Below are 16851 nucleotides of genomic sequence, written 5' to 3'. Positions count from 1 at the left end.
TAGTGCCTGAAGCGGGGCATGGGACGGGTCCTTGTCGGCCTGCGATGAGTCAATGCTACCAAACCCGGAGCGAGGTTTTCGGGACTTTTTCTACAGCCTCAACGCGTAACTTTGCGGCAATTTTGGAGCCGCCCAGGGATGGAGAAATTGTCCGGCAACAGCGGCTGGCTATATTTTACCTGGCCACGCTCCGAAAAACGCGATCTTGAGTGCCGTCTGCGTTTTCCCATCGAAGCGACACAAAATAAGCGTTCTGCCGGACACTAAGTGGAATAGAGGCCAATAGGTGGTAGCTTTCGCCCGGTCCTAGTATTCGGTAAGGTGTTTTTTGTTCATAGTCGTTCGGCACAAGCGGATTGTGCTCATTATCTTGCTCTAGGCCGAAGTAGATGTTCTTGGCTTCTGCTGCACCCTGATTGGTTATTATGAATTTTTGGGCGTTTCTGTCTTTTACCATCCGCACCGACAAAACAGCTTTCAGCGCATCACGATCCCGCTTTTCGTATTCAGCAAGTTCCCGTTCACTGAGTTTGGCATGAATTTTCTCGAGCTCAACAAGCTGATCATGGTTTCTCTTAGAGCGGTGAAGCGAATAGAAAGAGACCACCACAGCGAGTATAGATACGAGTGAGCTGATAATCTCGAATTTTGTCAAACTGCCTCCTCAAATATAATGCCAGTGCAAACCGCTAGGCTTGAGCTCCTTGTTAACTTCTGATTTCTAATAGTTCGTAAAAAATAGAAGATTCATTAGTTAAAGGATTTTCCGTTTCAGTGACCTGACAATAAAGGGTTACTTCTTGCTCAAGGTGCAGCTTACTAACAGCTGGCAGTAGGCGCTTTGGATAAAGTATCTTTATGAGATTTCCTTCCGCCGATCTTAAGTCAATCCGTTCACGCTTGCTCAGCAACTCTACTTTTCCGTAAATAACAACCCGTTCTTCTTCTATGATCTTAGTAACCTCAAGTGCAGCTGTTACTGAATCAAGAACATCTTTACTCCCTTCCCAATATCGAACTTTCTCTCCCGAGAATTTCCATGTAAATTCAGCTTCAGCATCATGGGATCTAATAATCCTTAAAAAGTTACGCAAACTTCTAGCGCCTAGTGGTCCTAACTCATTAACTGACTTAAGAAATTCTGCACCTTCTCCTCCGGAATCAAGAACGGAAAATACGCGCTCGATTGCTCCTTTACTTAAGCCATCATCTAATAAGTCTCTTTCAGCGGCTGCTGAAACAATAAACCTCGAAGATCCAGGCAAAAGCCCCTCAAGCCTTAGGTCTAAATCTTCGTATAAATGTCGTGGAACTCTTTTCCTATCAATACCACCTTGCGTTAGGCGAAGTGCCGCATAACCAATTGTTTTTCTAACTTCTTCGGTCAATTTCGATACAAATGCAAGAGGATCACTTCCAGCTCTAAGGTCTGGAGCGTTTATTCGGAAATCCAACATTTCAAATGCAGGACTCACTTTTGAAGTAAGTTCGATCTTTTCTAATTCTTCAATGTGGCTCTCAATCGAAGCAGCGGTCAGCTGATAAGCAAAGCTCCCTTCTTCTGCCTTTTGATTGGCCTCATCGAGAAGCCTTCTCGCCTCTTTCTTTTGTTGGCTAACCTTTTCACTCATGCCGCCACCGTTATCCGAGCAATCCCTTTCGGCTGCTCGTTCCTATTAAAGCCGAACCAGCCGCGCCAATAACTCCTCAATTGTTGATTTTCCATTACACAAAAATAAACATCCAAACCAAATCTATTTTTGACAGTTGGCTGATCTAAAAGTGCTCTGAGCAAGCCTTGTTCCTTGGGTGGTAATGCATTTATTTCCGCTTCAGATGAGAATACAACCAAGTCGATATCATTCGGGTCTACCTTCTTAGTCGTAAAAGAACCATCTAGCCACAACTCTACCGAAGCGCCCAATTCCGAAAGAAGCTTAGCGTAAGCCTCAAGATTAGCTATCAATTTCGCCCTCGTCCTCGAATCTGCAAAGTCTGTTAGAAAATGATTTCCAATCTCATCCAGCTCAAAGTCGTGCAGCCCGGGCTCTAATATTGGTTCTTCTTCCATGTCAAACTCTTATTTTAAGTTAACGCCGCCAATACGCGCAGCTTTGAAGTGTAGGCAGAGCCGCAACGAAAAAACTGTTGCTGTGCTTGGCCCGGTTAGATTTCTTATGGCACATCAAAGATCTGTTGCCAGTCACACGGACTACCATTCTTAAACTTCCCTTCCTCATTGGAGTCCCACGCGCCAATGAAGTCCTCGGTTTGGCCTTCGGTCATCGTTTCCACCAAGTTGAAGGGTCGTGGCATTTTCCGTTTTAAATAACCAAGTCGGTAGGCATCTTCGGAGTCGTGAAAGGCGAACCCTTTAATTTTAAATCCCGATAGCTGGGAAATGTACTCTGATCTGACCAAAAACGATGATGGGTCGGCATTCTTCGTAATTGATTGTTCAAGTAGCTCAGAGTTGAACTGCGCCAATTCTGAAAGCATAATCAGTAGCTCATAAAGGTCGTACTCGACGTCAAGAATCGAATCTCCACTGGCTGGCGCACGATATGAGATCACCTCTCTCTGGGCTTTTAATTGCTGTGTAAGTGCTTTTAGGCGCTTAGCCGTATCTTGATCAAACCTTCCAAGCCAATCAACAGCCAGATTGATAGCCCGTGAATGGGAGACTGAGATAAGTTCACCATCAGACCATTCAGCGGTGGGCAATGTGTATACAACCGCCCGCAACAAAGATAACGCTGCATAGTATTCGTAGTAAGGATTACCAATCCTAAGGCCTGTTTCCTCACTGTGTTCGAGCGCATTGGTTAGAACGGTAGCATTCAAAATCATCTTTGTCGCAAGATATGTACGACAAACCCATATAGAGTTTGCCTCGACGTCCCACGCCTTCGTCAAACCCGAGTATTGTGTCAGGACTTGACTTACCACCTTGGAAAGTTTCTTCTCAGGGCAGATATCAAAGAGTCGACGGTATGAATACCGCCATTCACGGTTTGCGTAATCCACTTCGTCTCCCAAGAAATCTAACAGCAAAGCTAAGCGGCGGCGCGGCAGGGACGTCCGTTGGACGGCCGACAGACCGGGAATGTACTTGAGCGATTTGTTAAAAATGGCTCAAGGCTGCAACCAGTCCTTATCGGGCCTCGCAAGCTGTCGTGCATTGTTATAGGCCATTTCCAAGGTTAAGCACGTTGATGCTCGGTAGAACGCACCGTGGTTTTCTACCACTAGTGCCAGATCGGCTACACCGGGGCTACCTATACACAGAGGCAACATCAACTGAACTCGACCGCGATAGTATTGGGGTATGGCCGTTTTATAGTTTCTTTTCACGCGCTCTTGGGCGTTGTCTATCGCACCTTTCAAAAAGGTTTGGAGGGGGTACTCATCCATTGAACGGTACGGCTCCGGAAATCGCTCCTTGTTATCGGCGATTACGTGCTCAACGTTAACCCTCAACTCCTTTCGAGGATCTAACACTAACACCGTAGGGTCGTCGAAATAGTGGGCCATTTCTGGCAATGCAGAAAAAGACGACAAGGCGTTGTCGCCTTTCCGTTTCCACGCCGTAAAATGCCACTGTACATCTGTATCCGGCATGTTGTTGGGTGTGCAATAACAAAATATGGGCTCTTGGGAAGAGGTAACAAGCCCAGTATTGAACACAAGAGCGCGGCCATCATCAGCGATTGCGATTTTGTCTTCTTCAGCCAGCCGCTTGTACGTGTATTTTATGTAGTTGTACAAAATTGGCTTTCGGTGATCAGCTTCAGAATGCTCGTACGCCCAGTCCTCGGGCTCTGCCATGGCAGCCAGGTCGTCAATGTGCTCATCAATCCTTGGCAGGAAAATTAGGTCGTGAAAGTTGTCTGGCCAATCTACATTTGACATACTATCTCCATGTCTATTCTTTATTTTTAACGCTGAGCGCTCCGGTGCCCTTGGCGTAGCGAAGCGAAGGCAAGGGCATCCGAGTGGCGCGTTTGGTTAACCATTGTCTCGCCTGGCCATAAGCTCTCGGCATCTTTGCCAAACGGGTTCAGGGCGAATTATCTTGGAGCAAACGCTCTCAATTTCCGAAACCAATCCCTCGATCTTTTCATTGAAGTGATCCCTTTCTGAAAAGGTGCCCCAAAATACGGATTCATGCTCATGCATTTCCTTGAGATGCCGCTCAAACTCCTCCTCCCCCATTTGCACACGCCCCTGACGCAACCAGTAGGTAGGAAGCATATTTGCGGAAACAAAAACCTCGTTCAGTGATTGCCTTAATTTTTCTAACGGTTCTGCGGCTTCCTTGCCGAACACGGCCATAAATCGATAGCGAAGCGCAAAAAGCTCTGCAAACACTTCTCTATGTTGTTCGTAGCGTTCGAAAACTATGTAGGCCCGGTTTAGCAATTCCGTCTGCTCGGGTGTTTCATTGGTATCGGCCTTTCGAGTTGAACCCTCTCCTGTATGAGAGAACGGGCTTCTGATAGACCGCAAGCGATCTCTGCAGTCATACACCAAAGTAAGGACTTCTTCTGCTAGCTCGTATTCGCGGCGGCCCTTCAATTGCCGCCGCCACTCGTTGACCCCGTATATAGCGGTAAATGACGCGACTATGAGTCCGATGTTTTCAAGCAAAAGAGCGATCTCCCTTTGATTGGCTAACAGCGATTAGATAGCGCGCTCTATGATTGCGAAAACTGAACCGCTCTGTGATTACGGGAAAAATAGCCACCTATCAAAAAATAATTTATAAACATCATTTAGATAGCACACCTTCCTAGTCCAGCACCGCGACCATCTGACGTCTATCTTTCCCCGCCCAATCACTAAATTTTTATTAATGTATCAAACCTACACCATTGGCCCCCGCCCCTCAAACACAAAAAAGCCCCGCGTCGCGGGGCCAACCTGAAGGCCGCCCAGTGACTAGCAACGCTGCAGGCTGTCCACCAGAGCCGCCATAAAACGTTCCCTTTCCGCTCATGGCACCCCGGTTATCGGCAATGACAGCCGGGGGATGGGCCCGCTGTGTGGCTGGTTGCAGCGCTTTGCACGGCGATCTTGTGTGGCCTTGACACGGTTTTTGCGTTTCTGGAAGAATCCCAGGCTTGCAGCAATAACAGCGGATTGTTAACAAGCTATCAGACAAGGAGCGTACCAATGACGACGGTAGCCGTAGACCGCTATGTCACCTCTGACTTCAACACTGCACCACTGGCTGCCCTGGCCAACCTGATGGGACTCAATGGTTTCGAACGACAGATCGCCGGCTCACCTGATCTGTTCTCTCCCATATTAAATGGCATTTCCGTCTACCGGCATATCGAGCATCATGGCCAGGAAAGAATCAGAAGTGGCGAAGCGTGAGCTTGCTGCGAGAGGCCTACTGGACTATCAAGACCTGTGACAGGCTGATTGTACTTGTGGCCTCGGGGCTTGCCGGATCGTTCCTGTATTTCGCGCTGCTGACCAGTATAAAGGGGAAATCCCTGGCAGCCACCCGCGCCAACTGGTTCTGTTGCACAGTGTGCAGCGCCTTTCTCCTGGCTATCAGTGCTAGCGTGGTCGCCCATTGGTTTGGTGCACGACCCTCACTCTGGCTCAGCGTTGCTATCTGGCCCATTTTCTTTTTGCCGCTGCAAGCGGGCTATTCCATTGCGCTAAAGCCAGAAGTCCAAGCCAGCCCATCAACGCTGGATGAGGAAAATCGATCATGACACGCACCACACTAGCGAAGCCTGCGCTGGTTGCCGCAGCAGCTCTCTGCTTTGCCGCCGCAGCCATAGCAGAAAGCACCGCATCCGCTGACAAACGCCTGGATCCCCTAGTGAGCACCTACCTGGATCTCTTGATGTGCGCCAACACCGCGTCTGAGTACCAGTCTGACCCAACTGCCGCCGAAACATACCGGGAGGCAGCGTTCACACTGAATGACGCTGCGAGCGATGCAGGCTGGCAACAAGCCGATTTCGATTCGGCGCTATTCTCCGCACAGAAACGTTATCAGCAGCTGGACCTGTCCGACACCGACACGCGCGAGTCCTGGCAGCTTCGCCATTTCTCGCGCGAGCACTGCCAGGACAGGTTATCGGCTGCCACCAGCTATCAATCCGGAGAGATGCCGATACCCTCTCCCTGAAGCTTAACCGACTAACACGATCTAGCCTGCCTCCAGGCTATCCACCAGCGCCGCCATAAACCGCGCCGCCTCTCCGCCGGTGGCTGCCCGATGGTCAAACGTCACCGACAGCGGCATGATCCGTCGTACAGCGGGCTTGCCCTTATGGGGCACCACTTTTTCCCGCAGTTTGCCGGCCCCCACGATGGCCACCTGGGGCGGGCTGACAATGGGGTTGGCGTACTGGCCGGTCATGGTGCCGAAGTTGGACAGGTTGATGGTGGCGCCCTGCATTTCCCTGGGGGGGATCTTGCGGGTGGCAACGGCTTCGCGGAGGTTTTCCAGGCCTTTGCGCAAGTCCTTCTGGGTGCGGTGGTTGACGTCCCTCAGTACCGGTACGAACAGACCTTCCGGGGTGTCCACGGCGATGCCTACATGGACTTCGTCCAGCAGGCGCCGGCTGAGGTTGTCGCCGTCGAACCAGCAGTTCAGGGCCGGGCTGGCCTCGCAGGCGTGGGCGATGGCCTGCACCAGGCGCATGGTGATGTCGGTGCCTTCCTTCCAGTCGTGGATATCGGCATCTTCAAAAATGGAGACGGGCACGACCTGGGCATGGGAAAGGGCCATATTCTTGGCCATGGTGCGCCGGGGGCCCCGCAGGCTTTCCGCTTCGCCAAGCTGTTTCTGGTGGCTGGCCTGGCGGTGGACGTCGTCGTTGGTGATCAGCCCGCCGGGGCCGCTGCCCTTGATGGCTTCCAGGCTGACGCCCAGGCGTTCCGCCAGCGCTCGCACCCCCGGCGTGGCCCGGTTGACCCTTGCCCGTTTGCTGGAGGCGGCGGCGCCGATGATGAACGGGTCTTCCCGGGCCCCTTGCTCACCCTTGTCGGAGCCCTTGAGTTCCCCTACCACGGTGCCGCTGTCATCGCCCTCCCCTTCAAAGGCCAGCAGGGGTTCGCCGGTGTGGATAATATCGCCGGCCTCTCCGAACAGCTTGGCAATCACCCCGGCCTCCGGCGACGGCACTTCCACAATGGCCTTGGCGGTTTCCACACTGACCAGGGTCTGGTCCACCTCAACGGCGTCCCCCACCTTGACGTGCCATTCCACGATTTCCGCCTCTGGCAGGCCTTCGCCCAGGTCGGGCAGCTTGAAATACCTCATAGCGAGATCACCTCCTCGACAGCCTGGACGATATCCTCGGTCTTTGGCAGGTAGTGGGCCTCGTTCCGGTAGTAGGGCATGACGGTGTCATAGCCGGTAACCCTGACAACCGGGGCCTGCAGATCCAGGAAGGCGCCCTCGGCGATGCTGGCGGCCACTTCCGCGCCGAAACCGCCATTGCGGCAGGCCTCATGTACGATCACGGCGCGGCCGGTCTTGGCCACGGAGCACAGCAGTGTCTCCCGGTCCAGGGGGCTGATGGTCGCCACATCGATGACTTCAGCCGATACACCCTGCTCCGCCAACCGGTCGGCGGCCTGCAGGGTTTCCATGATGGAGGCCCCCCAGCTGATCAGGGTGACGTCGTCGCCTTCCCGCAGGGTAAAGCAGGTATCCAGCGGCAGGGCATCACCGTTGTCCTTCACGGTCTGGGTGACGGCGCGGTAGATGCGCTTGGGCTCCAGGAAGATGACCGGGTCCGGATTGCGGATCGCCGCCAGCAGCAGGCCATAGGCCCGTTGCGGGGAGCTGGGAATCACTACCCTCAGGCCGGGGATATGGGCGAACAGGGCCTCGGTGCTTTCGCTGTGATGTTCCGGGGCGTGGATGCCGCCACCAAAGGGCGCCCGGTAGACAATGGGGCAATGCAGCCGGCCACGGGTGCGATTACGCATGCGGGCGGCGTGGCTGATGATCTGCTCCAGACCTGCGTAGATGAAACCCATGAACTGAAACTCCGCCACCGGTTTCAGCCCCTGGGTCGCCATGCCCACGGCAGCACCGGCGATCAGGGCCTCCGCCAGGGGCGTGTCCATCACGCGCTTGTAGCCGAAGCGCTCCTTCAACCCGACCGTGGCCCGGAAGACACCACCGTTGGTGGCGATGTCCTCGCCCAGGACTACCACGTTGTCATCATTGGCCATTTCCCGGGCCAGGGCCATGTTGACGGCTTCCACCAGGGTCACGTCACGGCTGACTTCGGTGCCGTCTTCATGATTGATGGCTTTCTCCACTGAGGCATTCATGACGCACCTCCCTGCCCGATCCGGGCCAGCCTTTCCCGCTGGCCGGCCAGGGCTGACGGCAGGGTTTCAAAAAGATAGTCGACCATGGCGGTCGGTGGTTCCGGGGACGTTTCCAGGTACACCCTGACCGCCTTGTCCACCATATCCCTGCAGTGGGACTGCAGGTGTTTCTCCTGTTTCGCGTCCCACAGACCGGCCTTGTGCAGGTAACTCTGGAAGCGTTTGACGCCATCCATTTCCCAGGCGGCCTTGAGTTCCCCGGCGCTGCGATAACGTGTGGCGTCATCAGCCGTGGTGTGGTCTCCCAGGCGGTAGGTAACCGCTTCAATGAGCGAGGCGCCCTTGCCACCGTGGGCCCGCTCCAGGGCGTTGTCGACGGCCTCACTCACGGCGAAGTAATCGTTACCATCGACAATATGCCCGGGCAGGCCGCCGCTGATGGCCTTCTGTGCGATGGTCTCACTGCCGGTTTGCAGGTTTCTGGGTGTGGATATGGCCCATTGGTTGTTGGCCACGACAAACACCACCGGCAGGTGCCAGGCTCCGGCCAGGTTAAGGCTCTCGAGGAAGTCGCCTTTCGAGGACGCTCCCTCACCCAGGGTAACCACCACCGCCCGTTTCTCGTCACGGATGCGCATGGCTGCCGCAATGCCCACGGCATGGCAGCACTGTGTCGCGATGGGCACGGCCACTGGCAGATCCTGCGGACACCGCTCCCAGCCCGAACTGCCCCGCTCGTCCCCGCCCCAGTAGAGCAGCAGATCAACAATGGTGACGCCGCGGATGAGCTGGGCGGCCTGATCCCGGTAATAGGGTACAAATACATCGTGGTGATCCATGCCCTGCCCCACGGCGGAGCCAATCACCTCATGACCCAGTACCGAAGGGTAGGTGCCGCACTTGCCGGTTCGTTGCAGGGCAATAATCTTCTGGTCCAGGGTGCGGGCGAGCACCATGTTGCGATAGGCGTCGAGTAGGCGCGCTTTGTCTGACGCGAATTCAGGCAGGGTATCCAGTGGCTGCCCCGCTTCATCCAGATAGCGGGCACTTACCACGGTAAAGTCGTGACGTTGTTTCATCCCCGTCTCCTCACACCGTAACGGGTCCGGCTTGTGGCCGGCGGGTTACGCTGACTGTTGGGTTGGTGGCCGGTGGATCACACCGGCACTCGTGGGGTACAGAATTAGCTGTACATCCATAGTTTCTAGTCGATGACGAAAGATTGATCAACAAAAACGAGACACAGTTCTCGCTACGAGATAGCAAATGAGACGTTATGTTCTAACGTCTTGTGTAAGGCAGGGAATGGCACCAAAATCGGCGGGCAGTAGGAAGCTACCTGCCACTCTGGTGCCTCGTCTGGGTAATTCGCTGACCTACTGAGCCACTGAGGGCCTTGAGAGCAAGGCGCGGTGACGAAGGTTTGGTGGTTCCAAATCGAGGCAGCGCAACGCGGCTATCAAGGCCCTCAGTGGCTCCCGAGGGGCGAGACGCTGAGGCCAGCGAATTACCCAGACGAGGCACTGACTCAACAGGACACAAGGACTAACATCCATGACCCGGATCGTATCCATTTTCGTTTCTTCCATAGCCCTTGCGCTTTTGTCACTGTCGACCCACGCGTTGGAGCTGGGAGATAGCCCGCTGGTACTGGTCGGAGACAACGGCCTGGAGGCCGTGGTTGCCCCCACCGCCGATGAAAAACAGGCACTGGTCAAGCTGACCGGCCTTGACCACCCCATGAATGGCGTCGTCATGCTGGCCGATGTGGAGCAGCGCGATAACGATGGCCGGGCCTACCGCGCCGAGGTGGATGGCAAGCAACGCTCGCTGGTGGTTTATGCCCAATCCTATTGGTCGCCCACGGATTACACCGCCTACGTTCCTGGCCAGCAGGAGCCTCACGCCATCAAGGCCGACGAAGAGGGCAGCGCCGGGATCAGCCTTGACGGGCTGGTGGCCGAATACGAGCAACAGATGAACGAGGGCATACAGGCCAGACTCGCCCGCTTCGACCGGGCCAAGGCCGTTCAGCGTCAACAAAGTGCTCTCGAGGCCATTGACGAGTCAGCCAGCAAGGTGTGTGACAGCCCGGTCTCCACCAGCGTGAACTGGGAAGCCTTGAACAATGACCAGCTCAACAATCTGAATATCGCCGGCTACTGCGGCCAGGTGGCGGCGGAAATGGAATACCTCTGCCTCAGCAACGACGGCTTCAAGGAACGGGTTAAGGAAGTCTCCGAAGTGGAGTGCGGTTTTGCGGACTCCCTGAACCTCAGCCGGGACGACCAGACCGTGGTCTTCCAGACCGAGGAAGACGCCAGCAATCAACGGGAGGCCATCAACGGCTTCCTGCAAACGCTGTGACAGTCCGTCAGCATTAACGGCCCTGACTGAAAGCCCGGTTCGTCCGGGCTTTTTTGTGCCTCATTCGCGGTCGTTCAGGGGCTCACCCGGGCTAACACCGTGGGTCTCTCCGAGAGCGGCAGCGACAGGATCACGCCTTCGTTGGAGGCGGGATAGACCCCGGTCAGGCGTGTGATATTGACCTGATGGGTAACCAGGACCACCGGCAGCCCCTCGTCCAGTGCGTTCACCCCGGCAATGGTCTCGCGGGTCTGCCGCTCGCCATCGCCCTGCCCCCCGTAGAATGAATTGAGTGGGGGCCATTCAGTCACTGGCCCAATGTCCATTTCTTCAGCGGTATGGCGGCAACGACACCACTGGCTGGAGTAGACACGGGCGGCATCGATACCCTGTTGTGCCAGCAGGCCATTCCAGGCGCGGGCCTGTTTGCGGCCCTGAGCATTCAGGTCACGCTGCGTGGAGCAGTCGCCCAGATCAAAGCTGGCCGGGTCGCCGGTGCCGGGGGCAAGGGCATGGCGCAGTATCAGTACGGCCTGCCCTTCCCGCAACGCCCGCCAGGCCTCCGTGTCATCCGCAACGGCCGGTTCCAGGGCCAAAGCGAGTGCCATCGCAAATGCCGTTACCAGCCACTTTCGTGTGCTCATGTCTGCTCTCCCCGACAGATTGCCTTAACAGTTTTACCACGGTGGGCTGTGAACGGATTACCGGGTACCATTACCGCTATCCACCGGGTCAATTCCCGCCATCCTCTGTATCGAGGCCAACACCATGCCAATATGGGTCGACGCCGACGCCTGCCCCGTCCCCATCCGGGAGATTCTGTGCCGTGCCGCCACCCGCTGGCAGATCGAGACCACCTTTATCGCCAACCATGTCATCAAGCTGCCGCCCAGCCCCTGGATCAAGGCCCGGCAGGTGCCCCAGGGTTTTGACGTGGCAGATAATGAGATCATGGCTCAGCTTTCCAAGGGTGATCTGGTCATTACCCAGGATATACCGCTGGCGGCGGAGGCCATTGAACAGGGAGCGGATGTCTTCAATCCCCGGGGGCAGGCATTCACCCGGGACAATATTCGCCAGCGGCTGGCCATGAGGAATTTCATGGAGGAAATGCGCAGTGCGGGGGAAATGACAGGCGGCCCGTCAGCCTTCAGCCAACAGGACCGCAAGGAGTTCGCCGATCAGCTGGACCGGTGGCTACAGAAGCATCACCGACGCTGACCGCGAAACATCGGGGGGATCTTGAACAACTAACTGTTCTCAATACGAAAGCCAACCACGAGACTGACCTGGTAGTGGCCCACCTTGCCATTTTCGATATGGCCGCGGGTTTCCGTCACCTCGAACCACTCCATATTGCGAATGCTCTTGGCACACTCGGCCAGTGCATTGTCGATGGCCTCTTCAATGCTGGTTCTTGAGGAGCCTACCACCTCGGTCTTCTTGTAAACGTGATGATCTGACATAGGGATTATCTCCTGTCGGTTTCCTCGTTGAACGTTGGATAACCTCGTCACTGGGTGACTTTCCCAGTATGGCACACCAGAAACCTTAGGCCTGGTGAGCCTGTCTTCAATGATCACCCCCGATTACGTCGACGTAACCGCACTGGTTCACCAGCGTGCCGGAATCTGCCGGGGCTCAGCCTCCCGTGCCCGCCACGCCCATCAGCAAGGTCAATGTCAGAATAAACAAACCCGCCACAACGGCAATCTTGAGTCCCTCTTTCAGTTCCTGCTCGAACATGGTTGCCTCCGTATCACCATCTGGACGATCCTGTACAGATGTCACTGTGCCATTGACTGACACCAGATTAATAGCATTGATTATTATTTGCAATTGAAAGCTCGCCGGATCCGCCGGAACCGATTACGGAGGAAACAACCATGCGACGACTTCGGATAATCTCCGCCACCCTGGTGCTTGGCATCATGCCCACGGCCCTGGCGTCTGCCGACACCTACACCTCCGACCAGGCGGATTTCCGGCTGGAAACGGTCGCCTCTGGCCTGGAACATCCCTGGGCTATCGCCTTTCTGCCCAACGGTGACAAACTGGTAACAGAGCGCGCCGGGCGGCTCCGGGTGATCCGGGACGGGCAATTGCTGGACGAGCCGGTCAGCGGTGTACCGGACGTGGCTGCCAGGGGACAGGGCGGCCTGCTGGATATCTTATTGCACCCGGATTTCGACAATAACCGGCTGTTGTTCCTCAGCTATGCCCATCGTAACGCACAAGGCATGACCACCCGGGTTGCCAGGGCGGAATACCAGGACGGGGCCCTGCAGGATCTTCGCGTTATCTTCGAGGCCCGGCCCCGCTCCGGGACTACCCGGCACTTTGCCGGCCGCATGGCAATACCGGCTGACGGCTATCTTTACGTAGCCGTGGGCGACCGGGGTGAGCGCGACAGGGCACAGGATATTGGCGATGACGCCGGCGGGGTGCACCGCATTACCATTGACGGTGAGGCACCGGAAGCCAACCCCTTCCACGATCAGGGCGGTTCCCGCACGCTGTTCACCCTGGGTAACCGGAATATCCAGGGCATGACCCTGCACCCCGACACCGGCGAGGTATGGAGCCATGAACACGGCCCGAGGGGCGGTGACGAGGTGAACGTCATAGAAGCGGGGACCAACTACGGCTGGCCTGTCATCACCTACGGCATCAACTACAGCGGAACCCCCATCACCGACCGGACCCACAAGGAGGACATGGCCCAGCCGTTGCACTACTGGGATCCGTCCATTGCCCCATCGGGCATGGCGTTCTATACCGGGGACGATTTCCCCCAGTGGCAGGGGGATCTGTTCGTGGGCGCCCTCAAGATGCAGAAACTCGTGCGCCTGGAACTGGATGGCCGGGACATCATCGGTGAGGAAGACCTGCTCACCAGTCTGGGCGAGCGCATTCGGGCGGTCAGCATGGGGCCGGACGGTCACCTGTGGTTACTGACCGATAGTGCCGACGGCCAGGTAGTGCGGATCACACCGGCAAAATGACGGGCCAGGGTCAGTGGGGATCGTTGGTCCTTTCCGTCTTCTCGAACTGGGGCACGTCGTCGGTGATGGTGAACCAGTCAGATTTGGAGCCGGTGAATACGTGAGAGTCGGGCCCCTTGCCCAGCGGCTCATTGATGACCCCCACCCTGAGCCTCATGATACCGGGGATAGCATCCAGCCGGCTGTAGAGCTGGCTGCCGCAGTTGCTGCAGAACGCACGGTACTTGCCGGGGCGTGACTCGTATTCACGGATGCAGTCCTCGCCGCCGGTAAAGCGGAAATGCATCTTCTGCACCGGAGCACTGGCGGAAAACGCGCTGCCATGAGCCCGCCGGCATTGACTGCAATGGCACAGGGTCAGCGGGCCGAGCGGGCCGTTGTATTCAAATGTTACTTCGCCACACAAACAGCGCCCCGTCAGCATTGAACCCAACCTCATGATTTTTCATACACATTGGTAAACTTTCCCGGGGGTATTCTAGCAATCTGCGGTCACCGCGGCAGCCTCTGCCCATACATTCCGTTACCAGCCGTCACAAAATTTCTTTATTTTCGCCACTCTGCTGCCATTTTTTAACGTTATGTATAGCCTCGGAACATAGTGCTGGAGAGGAAAATGAGCTATCGTTAATCCATCGCAGGATCCACGATCCTCCCCTGGATTTCAGGGAGGCTCGAACGTGTCCCGGAACCGGCCCGGGGCTCCCGATGACAATACGCCGGCGACGCAGCAAAACCAATAGAACGGAACCTTGTGGAATGCGGCAACTTCGATCGTTCAAAACCAACATGACCGTCCTTGTCCGCTCCCTGAGTGCCGGACTGATGACCACCGCACTACTTGCCATGCCGGTTACGGCCGCCGCCGAAGGCATTCAGGGGGAACCCCGGGTGTGGGGCAACCAGGTCCGGGGGTTTGCCCAGGACTCCTTCGACGATGCGAACGGTCTCAGTGTCGCCGCTGTTCCCCTGGACGGGCCCGGTATCGAGCAGTTCATCAATGCCGACACCATAATGAGCCCGGGCAGCATCATGAAGCTGCTCACAACCTACGCGGCCCTGGAGATTCTCGGGCCGAACTACCGCTGGACGACCCGTTTCTACACCGACGGTGACTTCGAAGGCGATACCCTGAAGGGTAACCTTTACGTCCACTTTGGCGGCGACCCCAAGCTGACCATCGAACGCCTGTGGGTGGTGATGCGCGAAATCCGGGCCATGGGAGTGAGCCGGATTGACGGTGATATCGTGCTGGATGGCCGGGTCTTTGCGCTGCCGGATGGCTTGCCACGTTTCCACGACAACGGCAACAACCCGCACCGGCCGTTCCTGGTGGAGCCCTCCCCGATACTGCTGAACATGAACCTGGTACACCTCCAGGTGCGCGCCGACGAGCGCGGGACCCAGGCCTGGGCGACACCGGCACTGCCTTCCGTCAACATCGACAACCGCATCACCGCCACCGAGGAAGGCCCCTGCCCGGGTCGCCGGCAGTTCAGCTGGGAGCCGGTCTTCGACAATCGCGGCAATGTCACACTGACTGTGGAGGGGGAGTTGCCCGCGGGCTGCCGCACCACCACCTACATGTCACTGCTGCCCCATGACCAGTACAGTGGCGAGATCATCCAGTCCCTGTGGCAGGAACTGGGAGGCACCATTACCGGCGGCTGGCGCCAGGGCGTGACCCCGTCCGGAAGCCGGCTGGTCACCAGTACCACGTCGCCAGACCTGGTCACCATGATCCGCGATATCAACAAGTGGAGCAGTAACGTCATGGCCCGGCAGTTACTGATTACCATTGGTGCCGAGAACCGGCACGCGGCCGACAACGACGACCGGGTGTCCGGTATTCGCGCCATCTATGACTGGCTGGAAGGCAAGGGCATCGACACCAAGGGCATGGTCATCGACAACGGCAGCGGGCTGTCTCGCCATGCCCGCATGACCGCTCGTCAACTGTCGTCCATTCTCACCAACGCCTGGTCCAGCCCCTACGGCTCCGACCTGATGACATCCATGCCGCTGACGGCCATGGACGGCACTATGGCCCGCCGGCTGCGTGACCTCGACATGGAAGGCATGGGCCGCATCAAGACCGGCTCATTGCAGGATGTACGCTCGGTGGCCGGCTTCACCCGGGACGACAACAACACCACCTGGGCGGTGGTGGGTATCATCAATCACTCCCCGGCCTGGAAAGGTCAATCCGTCCTCGACAAGGTGCTGTATTCATTGCACTCCAACCCGCCCACAGGCACCGCCCTGTCACGGGCCGACACCCAGTAACGCGATTGGCGTGTGACCCACAAAAAAGCCCCGGCCATGCCGGGGCTTTTTGCGTTCATGCGATTGGCTTATACGGTCAGGTAACCGCCATCCACATTCACGCAGGTGCCGGTCGTGTAGCTGGAAGCATCTGATACCAGGTACAACACGGTGCCGGCCATTTCATCCGGGGCCGCCATGCGATGCATGGGGATATGCTCAAGGGCACGGTCACGGATGCTGTCGTTGGATGTCAGGGCGCTGGCGAACTTGGTATCGGTCAGCCCCGGCAGCAACGCGTTGACGCGGATGTTATCCGGGCCCAGCTCACGGGCATAGGAACGGGTCATCGCAATGACCGCAGACTTGGTGATGGAGTAAATGCCCTGCATCATGCCCGGTGTCACGCCATTGACGGACGCCACGTTGACGACAGCGCCCTTGGTGCCCTTCTCTTTCATCAATTTGGCAGCCTCGGCGCACATGAAGAAGTAACCGCGAATGTTCACATCGACCGTCTTCTGGAATGCGCCGAGGTCAGTATCCTCAATCTTGCCGAAGTAGGGATTGGTGGCGGCATTGTTCACCAGGATGTCCAGTTTCCCATGCTGGTCACGGATGTGCTGCCAGATGGCCTCAATCTGCGACATTTCGCCGATATGACAGGCCACGGCTTCAGCGCTGCCGCCATTGTCACGAATGCTGCTGGCCACGGCCTCGCAACCGTCGATCTTGCGGCTGCTGACGATGACGTGGGCACCATTGTCTGCCAGCAGGCGGGCCACGCTCTCGCCAATACCCCGGCTGGCACCGGTCACCAATGCCACCTTGCCGTTGAGATCAAACAGGTTCTTTTTGCTCATTATGCGCTCCTGTATCCGTTATCCGATGGAGA

Annotated in this window: 20 protein-coding genes; 7 read left to right on the top strand and 13 right to left on the bottom strand. The window is 56.6% G+C overall.

Features of this window, described 5'->3' with window-relative positions; all coding sequences use genetic code 11:
• Positions 1-175: 175 nt before the first annotated feature.
• The 6 genes from ACFOZ5_RS11295 to ACFOZ5_RS11270 all read right to left on the bottom strand — a co-directional run bounded on the left by ACFOZ5_RS11295 (position 176) and on the right by ACFOZ5_RS11270 (position 4650).
• Positions 176-655: a hypothetical protein gene (locus ACFOZ5_RS11295; RefSeq protein WP_379887302.1), complete on the bottom strand. Its 480-nt coding sequence runs from the start codon at positions 653-655 to the stop codon at positions 176-178.
• A gap of 52 nt (positions 656-707) precedes the next feature.
• Positions 708-1631, bottom strand: coding sequence for a hypothetical protein (locus ACFOZ5_RS11290; RefSeq protein ID WP_379887300.1), 924 nt, complete (start codon positions 1629-1631; stop codon positions 708-710).
• Entirely contained in the window at positions 1628-2071 is a 444-nt protein-coding gene (locus ACFOZ5_RS11285; RefSeq protein WP_379887299.1) for a DUF6932 family protein, read from the bottom strand. The genes ACFOZ5_RS11290 and ACFOZ5_RS11285 overlap by 4 nt, the downstream gene beginning before the upstream one ends.
• A 104-nt stretch (positions 2072-2175) precedes the next feature.
• Entirely contained in the window at positions 2176-3027 is an 852-nt protein-coding gene (locus ACFOZ5_RS11280) for a hypothetical protein (protein WP_379887297.1), read from the bottom strand.
• 108 nt (positions 3028-3135) lie between these two features.
• A complete protein-coding gene (locus ACFOZ5_RS11275) occupies positions 3136-3912 on the bottom strand; it encodes a DUF3825 domain-containing protein (protein WP_379887296.1) in 777 nt (258 codons plus the stop codon).
• Between the two features lie 96 nt (positions 3913-4008).
• A complete protein-coding gene (locus tag ACFOZ5_RS11270) occupies positions 4009-4650 on the bottom strand; it encodes a hypothetical protein (protein WP_379887294.1) in 642 nt (213 codons plus the stop codon).
• Positions 4651-5175: 525 nt separating this feature from the next.
• Here ACFOZ5_RS11270 and ACFOZ5_RS11265 point away from each other — a divergent pair.
• Genes ACFOZ5_RS11265 through ACFOZ5_RS11255 form a run of 3 tightly spaced genes read left to right on the top strand, consistent with a single transcriptional unit; the run spans position 5176 to position 6154 of the window.
• Positions 5176-5382: a hypothetical protein gene (locus ACFOZ5_RS11265; RefSeq protein WP_379887292.1), complete on the top strand. Its 207-nt coding sequence runs from the start codon at positions 5176-5178 to the stop codon at positions 5380-5382.
• A complete protein-coding gene (locus ACFOZ5_RS11260; protein WP_379887290.1) occupies positions 5379-5732 on the top strand; it encodes a hypothetical protein in 354 nt (117 codons plus the stop codon). The genes ACFOZ5_RS11265 and ACFOZ5_RS11260 overlap by 4 nt, the downstream gene beginning before the upstream one ends.
• Positions 5729-6154: a hypothetical protein gene (locus ACFOZ5_RS11255; protein WP_379887289.1), complete on the top strand. Its 426-nt coding sequence runs from the start codon at positions 5729-5731 to the stop codon at positions 6152-6154. Before ACFOZ5_RS11260 ends, ACFOZ5_RS11255 begins: the two co-directional genes overlap by 4 nt.
• 21 nt (positions 6155-6175) lie before the next feature.
• Here the strand turns inward: ACFOZ5_RS11255 and ACFOZ5_RS11250 are convergent, their stop codons facing one another.
• From ACFOZ5_RS11250 to ACFOZ5_RS11240, 3 genes are read right to left on the bottom strand one after another with little or no spacing between them, the layout of a single operon-like run.
• A complete protein-coding gene (locus tag ACFOZ5_RS11250) occupies positions 6176-7294 on the bottom strand; it encodes a dihydrolipoamide acetyltransferase family protein (RefSeq protein ID WP_379887287.1) in 1119 nt (372 codons plus the stop codon).
• Complete coding sequence (locus tag ACFOZ5_RS11245; protein ID WP_379887285.1) at positions 7291-8319, bottom strand: alpha-ketoacid dehydrogenase subunit beta; 1029 nt, start codon at positions 8317-8319, stop codon at positions 7291-7293. Before ACFOZ5_RS11245 ends, ACFOZ5_RS11250 begins: the two co-directional genes overlap by 4 nt.
• Positions 8316-9398, bottom strand: coding sequence for a thiamine pyrophosphate-dependent dehydrogenase E1 component subunit alpha (locus ACFOZ5_RS11240; RefSeq protein WP_379887284.1), 1083 nt, complete (start codon positions 9396-9398; stop codon positions 8316-8318). Before ACFOZ5_RS11240 ends, ACFOZ5_RS11245 begins: the two co-directional genes overlap by 4 nt.
• A gap of 475 nt (positions 9399-9873) precedes the next feature.
• On the opposite strand from ACFOZ5_RS11240, the gene ACFOZ5_RS11235 reads away from it, so the two are divergent.
• Complete coding sequence (locus ACFOZ5_RS11235; RefSeq protein ID WP_379887282.1) at positions 9874-10686, top strand: hypothetical protein; 813 nt, start codon at positions 9874-9876, stop codon at positions 10684-10686.
• Between the two features lie 74 nt (positions 10687-10760).
• Here ACFOZ5_RS11235 and ACFOZ5_RS11230 read toward each other — a convergent pair whose 3' ends face one another.
• A complete protein-coding gene (locus tag ACFOZ5_RS11230; RefSeq protein ID WP_379887316.1) occupies positions 10761-11294 on the bottom strand; it encodes a histidine phosphatase family protein in 534 nt (177 codons plus the stop codon).
• Positions 11295-11454: 160 nt separating this feature from the next.
• On the opposite strand from ACFOZ5_RS11230, the gene ACFOZ5_RS11225 reads away from it, so the two are divergent.
• Positions 11455-11907 carry a YaiI/YqxD family protein gene (locus tag ACFOZ5_RS11225; protein WP_379887280.1) on the top strand — a complete coding sequence of 151 codons (453 nt, stop codon included), beginning with the start codon at positions 11455-11457 and terminating at the stop codon, positions 11905-11907.
• 29 nt (positions 11908-11936) lie between these two features.
• Here ACFOZ5_RS11225 and ACFOZ5_RS11220 read toward each other — a convergent pair whose 3' ends face one another.
• On the bottom strand, positions 11937-12152 hold the full coding sequence (locus ACFOZ5_RS11220) for a dodecin (RefSeq protein ID WP_372958102.1): 216 nt from the start codon (positions 12150-12152) through the stop codon (positions 11937-11939).
• Between the two features lie 420 nt (positions 12153-12572).
• Here ACFOZ5_RS11220 and ACFOZ5_RS11215 point away from each other — a divergent pair, with 420 nt between their 5' ends.
• Complete coding sequence (locus tag ACFOZ5_RS11215; RefSeq protein WP_379887278.1) at positions 12573-13691, top strand: PQQ-dependent sugar dehydrogenase; 1119 nt, start codon at positions 12573-12575, stop codon at positions 13689-13691.
• A 10-nt stretch (positions 13692-13701) separates the two neighbouring features.
• On the opposite strand, the gene ACFOZ5_RS11210 is transcribed toward ACFOZ5_RS11215, so the two are convergent.
• Positions 13702-14115, bottom strand: coding sequence for a GFA family protein (locus ACFOZ5_RS11210; RefSeq protein WP_379887314.1), 414 nt, complete (start codon positions 14113-14115; stop codon positions 13702-13704).
• A gap of 335 nt (positions 14116-14450) precedes the next feature.
• Between ACFOZ5_RS11210 and dacB the strand changes: the two genes are divergently transcribed.
• Positions 14451-15977: a D-alanyl-D-alanine carboxypeptidase/D-alanyl-D-alanine endopeptidase gene (gene dacB, locus ACFOZ5_RS11205; RefSeq protein ID WP_379887276.1), complete on the top strand. Its 1527-nt coding sequence runs from the start codon at positions 14451-14453 to the stop codon at positions 15975-15977.
• A gap of 68 nt (positions 15978-16045) precedes the next feature.
• Here dacB and ACFOZ5_RS11200 read toward each other — a convergent pair whose 3' ends face one another.
• Complete coding sequence (locus ACFOZ5_RS11200; protein WP_379887274.1) at positions 16046-16819, bottom strand: SDR family oxidoreductase; 774 nt, start codon at positions 16817-16819, stop codon at positions 16046-16048.
• Positions 16820-16851 lie beyond the last annotated feature (32 nt).

Source organism: Marinobacter lacisalsi (assembly GCF_042651045.1).
Classification (GTDB): Bacteria; Pseudomonadota; Gammaproteobacteria; order Pseudomonadales; family Oleiphilaceae; genus Marinobacter; species Marinobacter lacisalsi.
Note: the sequence above shows the minus strand (reverse complement) of the source record. Positions and strands in the feature narration are given on the sequence as shown.

Coding starts and splice junctions, on each gene's coding strand:
- ACFOZ5_RS11290 (WP_379887300.1), bottom strand. CDS start 1,631: ATGAGTGAAAAGGTTAGCCAACAAAAGAAAGAGGCGAGAAGGCTTCTC.
- ACFOZ5_RS11285 (WP_379887299.1), bottom strand. CDS start 2,071: ATGGAAGAAGAACCAATATTAGAGCCCGGGCTGCACGACTTTGAGCTG.
- ACFOZ5_RS11275 (WP_379887296.1), bottom strand. CDS start 3,912: ATGTCAAATGTAGATTGGCCAGACAACTTTCACGACCTAATTTTCCTG.
- ACFOZ5_RS11265 (WP_379887292.1), top strand. CDS start 5,176: ATGACGACGGTAGCCGTAGACCGCTATGTCACCTCTGACTTCAACACT.
- ACFOZ5_RS11255 (WP_379887289.1), top strand. CDS start 5,729: ATGACACGCACCACACTAGCGAAGCCTGCGCTGGTTGCCGCAGCAGCT.
- ACFOZ5_RS11250 (WP_379887287.1), bottom strand. CDS start 7,294: ATGAGGTATTTCAAGCTGCCCGACCTGGGCGAAGGCCTGCCAGAGGCG.
- ACFOZ5_RS11245 (WP_379887285.1), bottom strand. CDS start 8,319: ATGAATGCCTCAGTGGAGAAAGCCATCAATCATGAAGACGGCACCGAA.
- ACFOZ5_RS11240 (WP_379887284.1), bottom strand. CDS start 9,398: ATGAAACAACGTCACGACTTTACCGTGGTAAGTGCCCGCTATCTGGAT.
- ACFOZ5_RS11235 (WP_379887282.1), top strand. CDS start 9,874: ATGACCCGGATCGTATCCATTTTCGTTTCTTCCATAGCCCTTGCGCTT.
- ACFOZ5_RS11230 (WP_379887316.1), bottom strand. CDS start 11,294: ATGGCACTCGCTTTGGCCCTGGAACCGGCCGTTGCGGATGACACGGAG.
- ACFOZ5_RS11225 (WP_379887280.1), top strand. CDS start 11,455: ATGCCAATATGGGTCGACGCCGACGCCTGCCCCGTCCCCATCCGGGAG.
- ACFOZ5_RS11220 (WP_372958102.1), bottom strand. CDS start 12,152: ATGTCAGATCATCACGTTTACAAGAAGACCGAGGTGGTAGGCTCCTCA.
- ACFOZ5_RS11215 (WP_379887278.1), top strand. CDS start 12,573: ATGCGACGACTTCGGATAATCTCCGCCACCCTGGTGCTTGGCATCATG.
- ACFOZ5_RS11210 (WP_379887314.1), bottom strand. CDS start 14,115: ATGCTGACGGGGCGCTGTTTGTGTGGCGAAGTAACATTTGAATACAAC.
- dacB (WP_379887276.1), top strand. CDS start 14,451: ATGCGGCAACTTCGATCGTTCAAAACCAACATGACCGTCCTTGTCCGC.
- ACFOZ5_RS11200 (WP_379887274.1), bottom strand. CDS start 16,819: ATGAGCAAAAAGAACCTGTTTGATCTCAACGGCAAGGTGGCATTGGTG.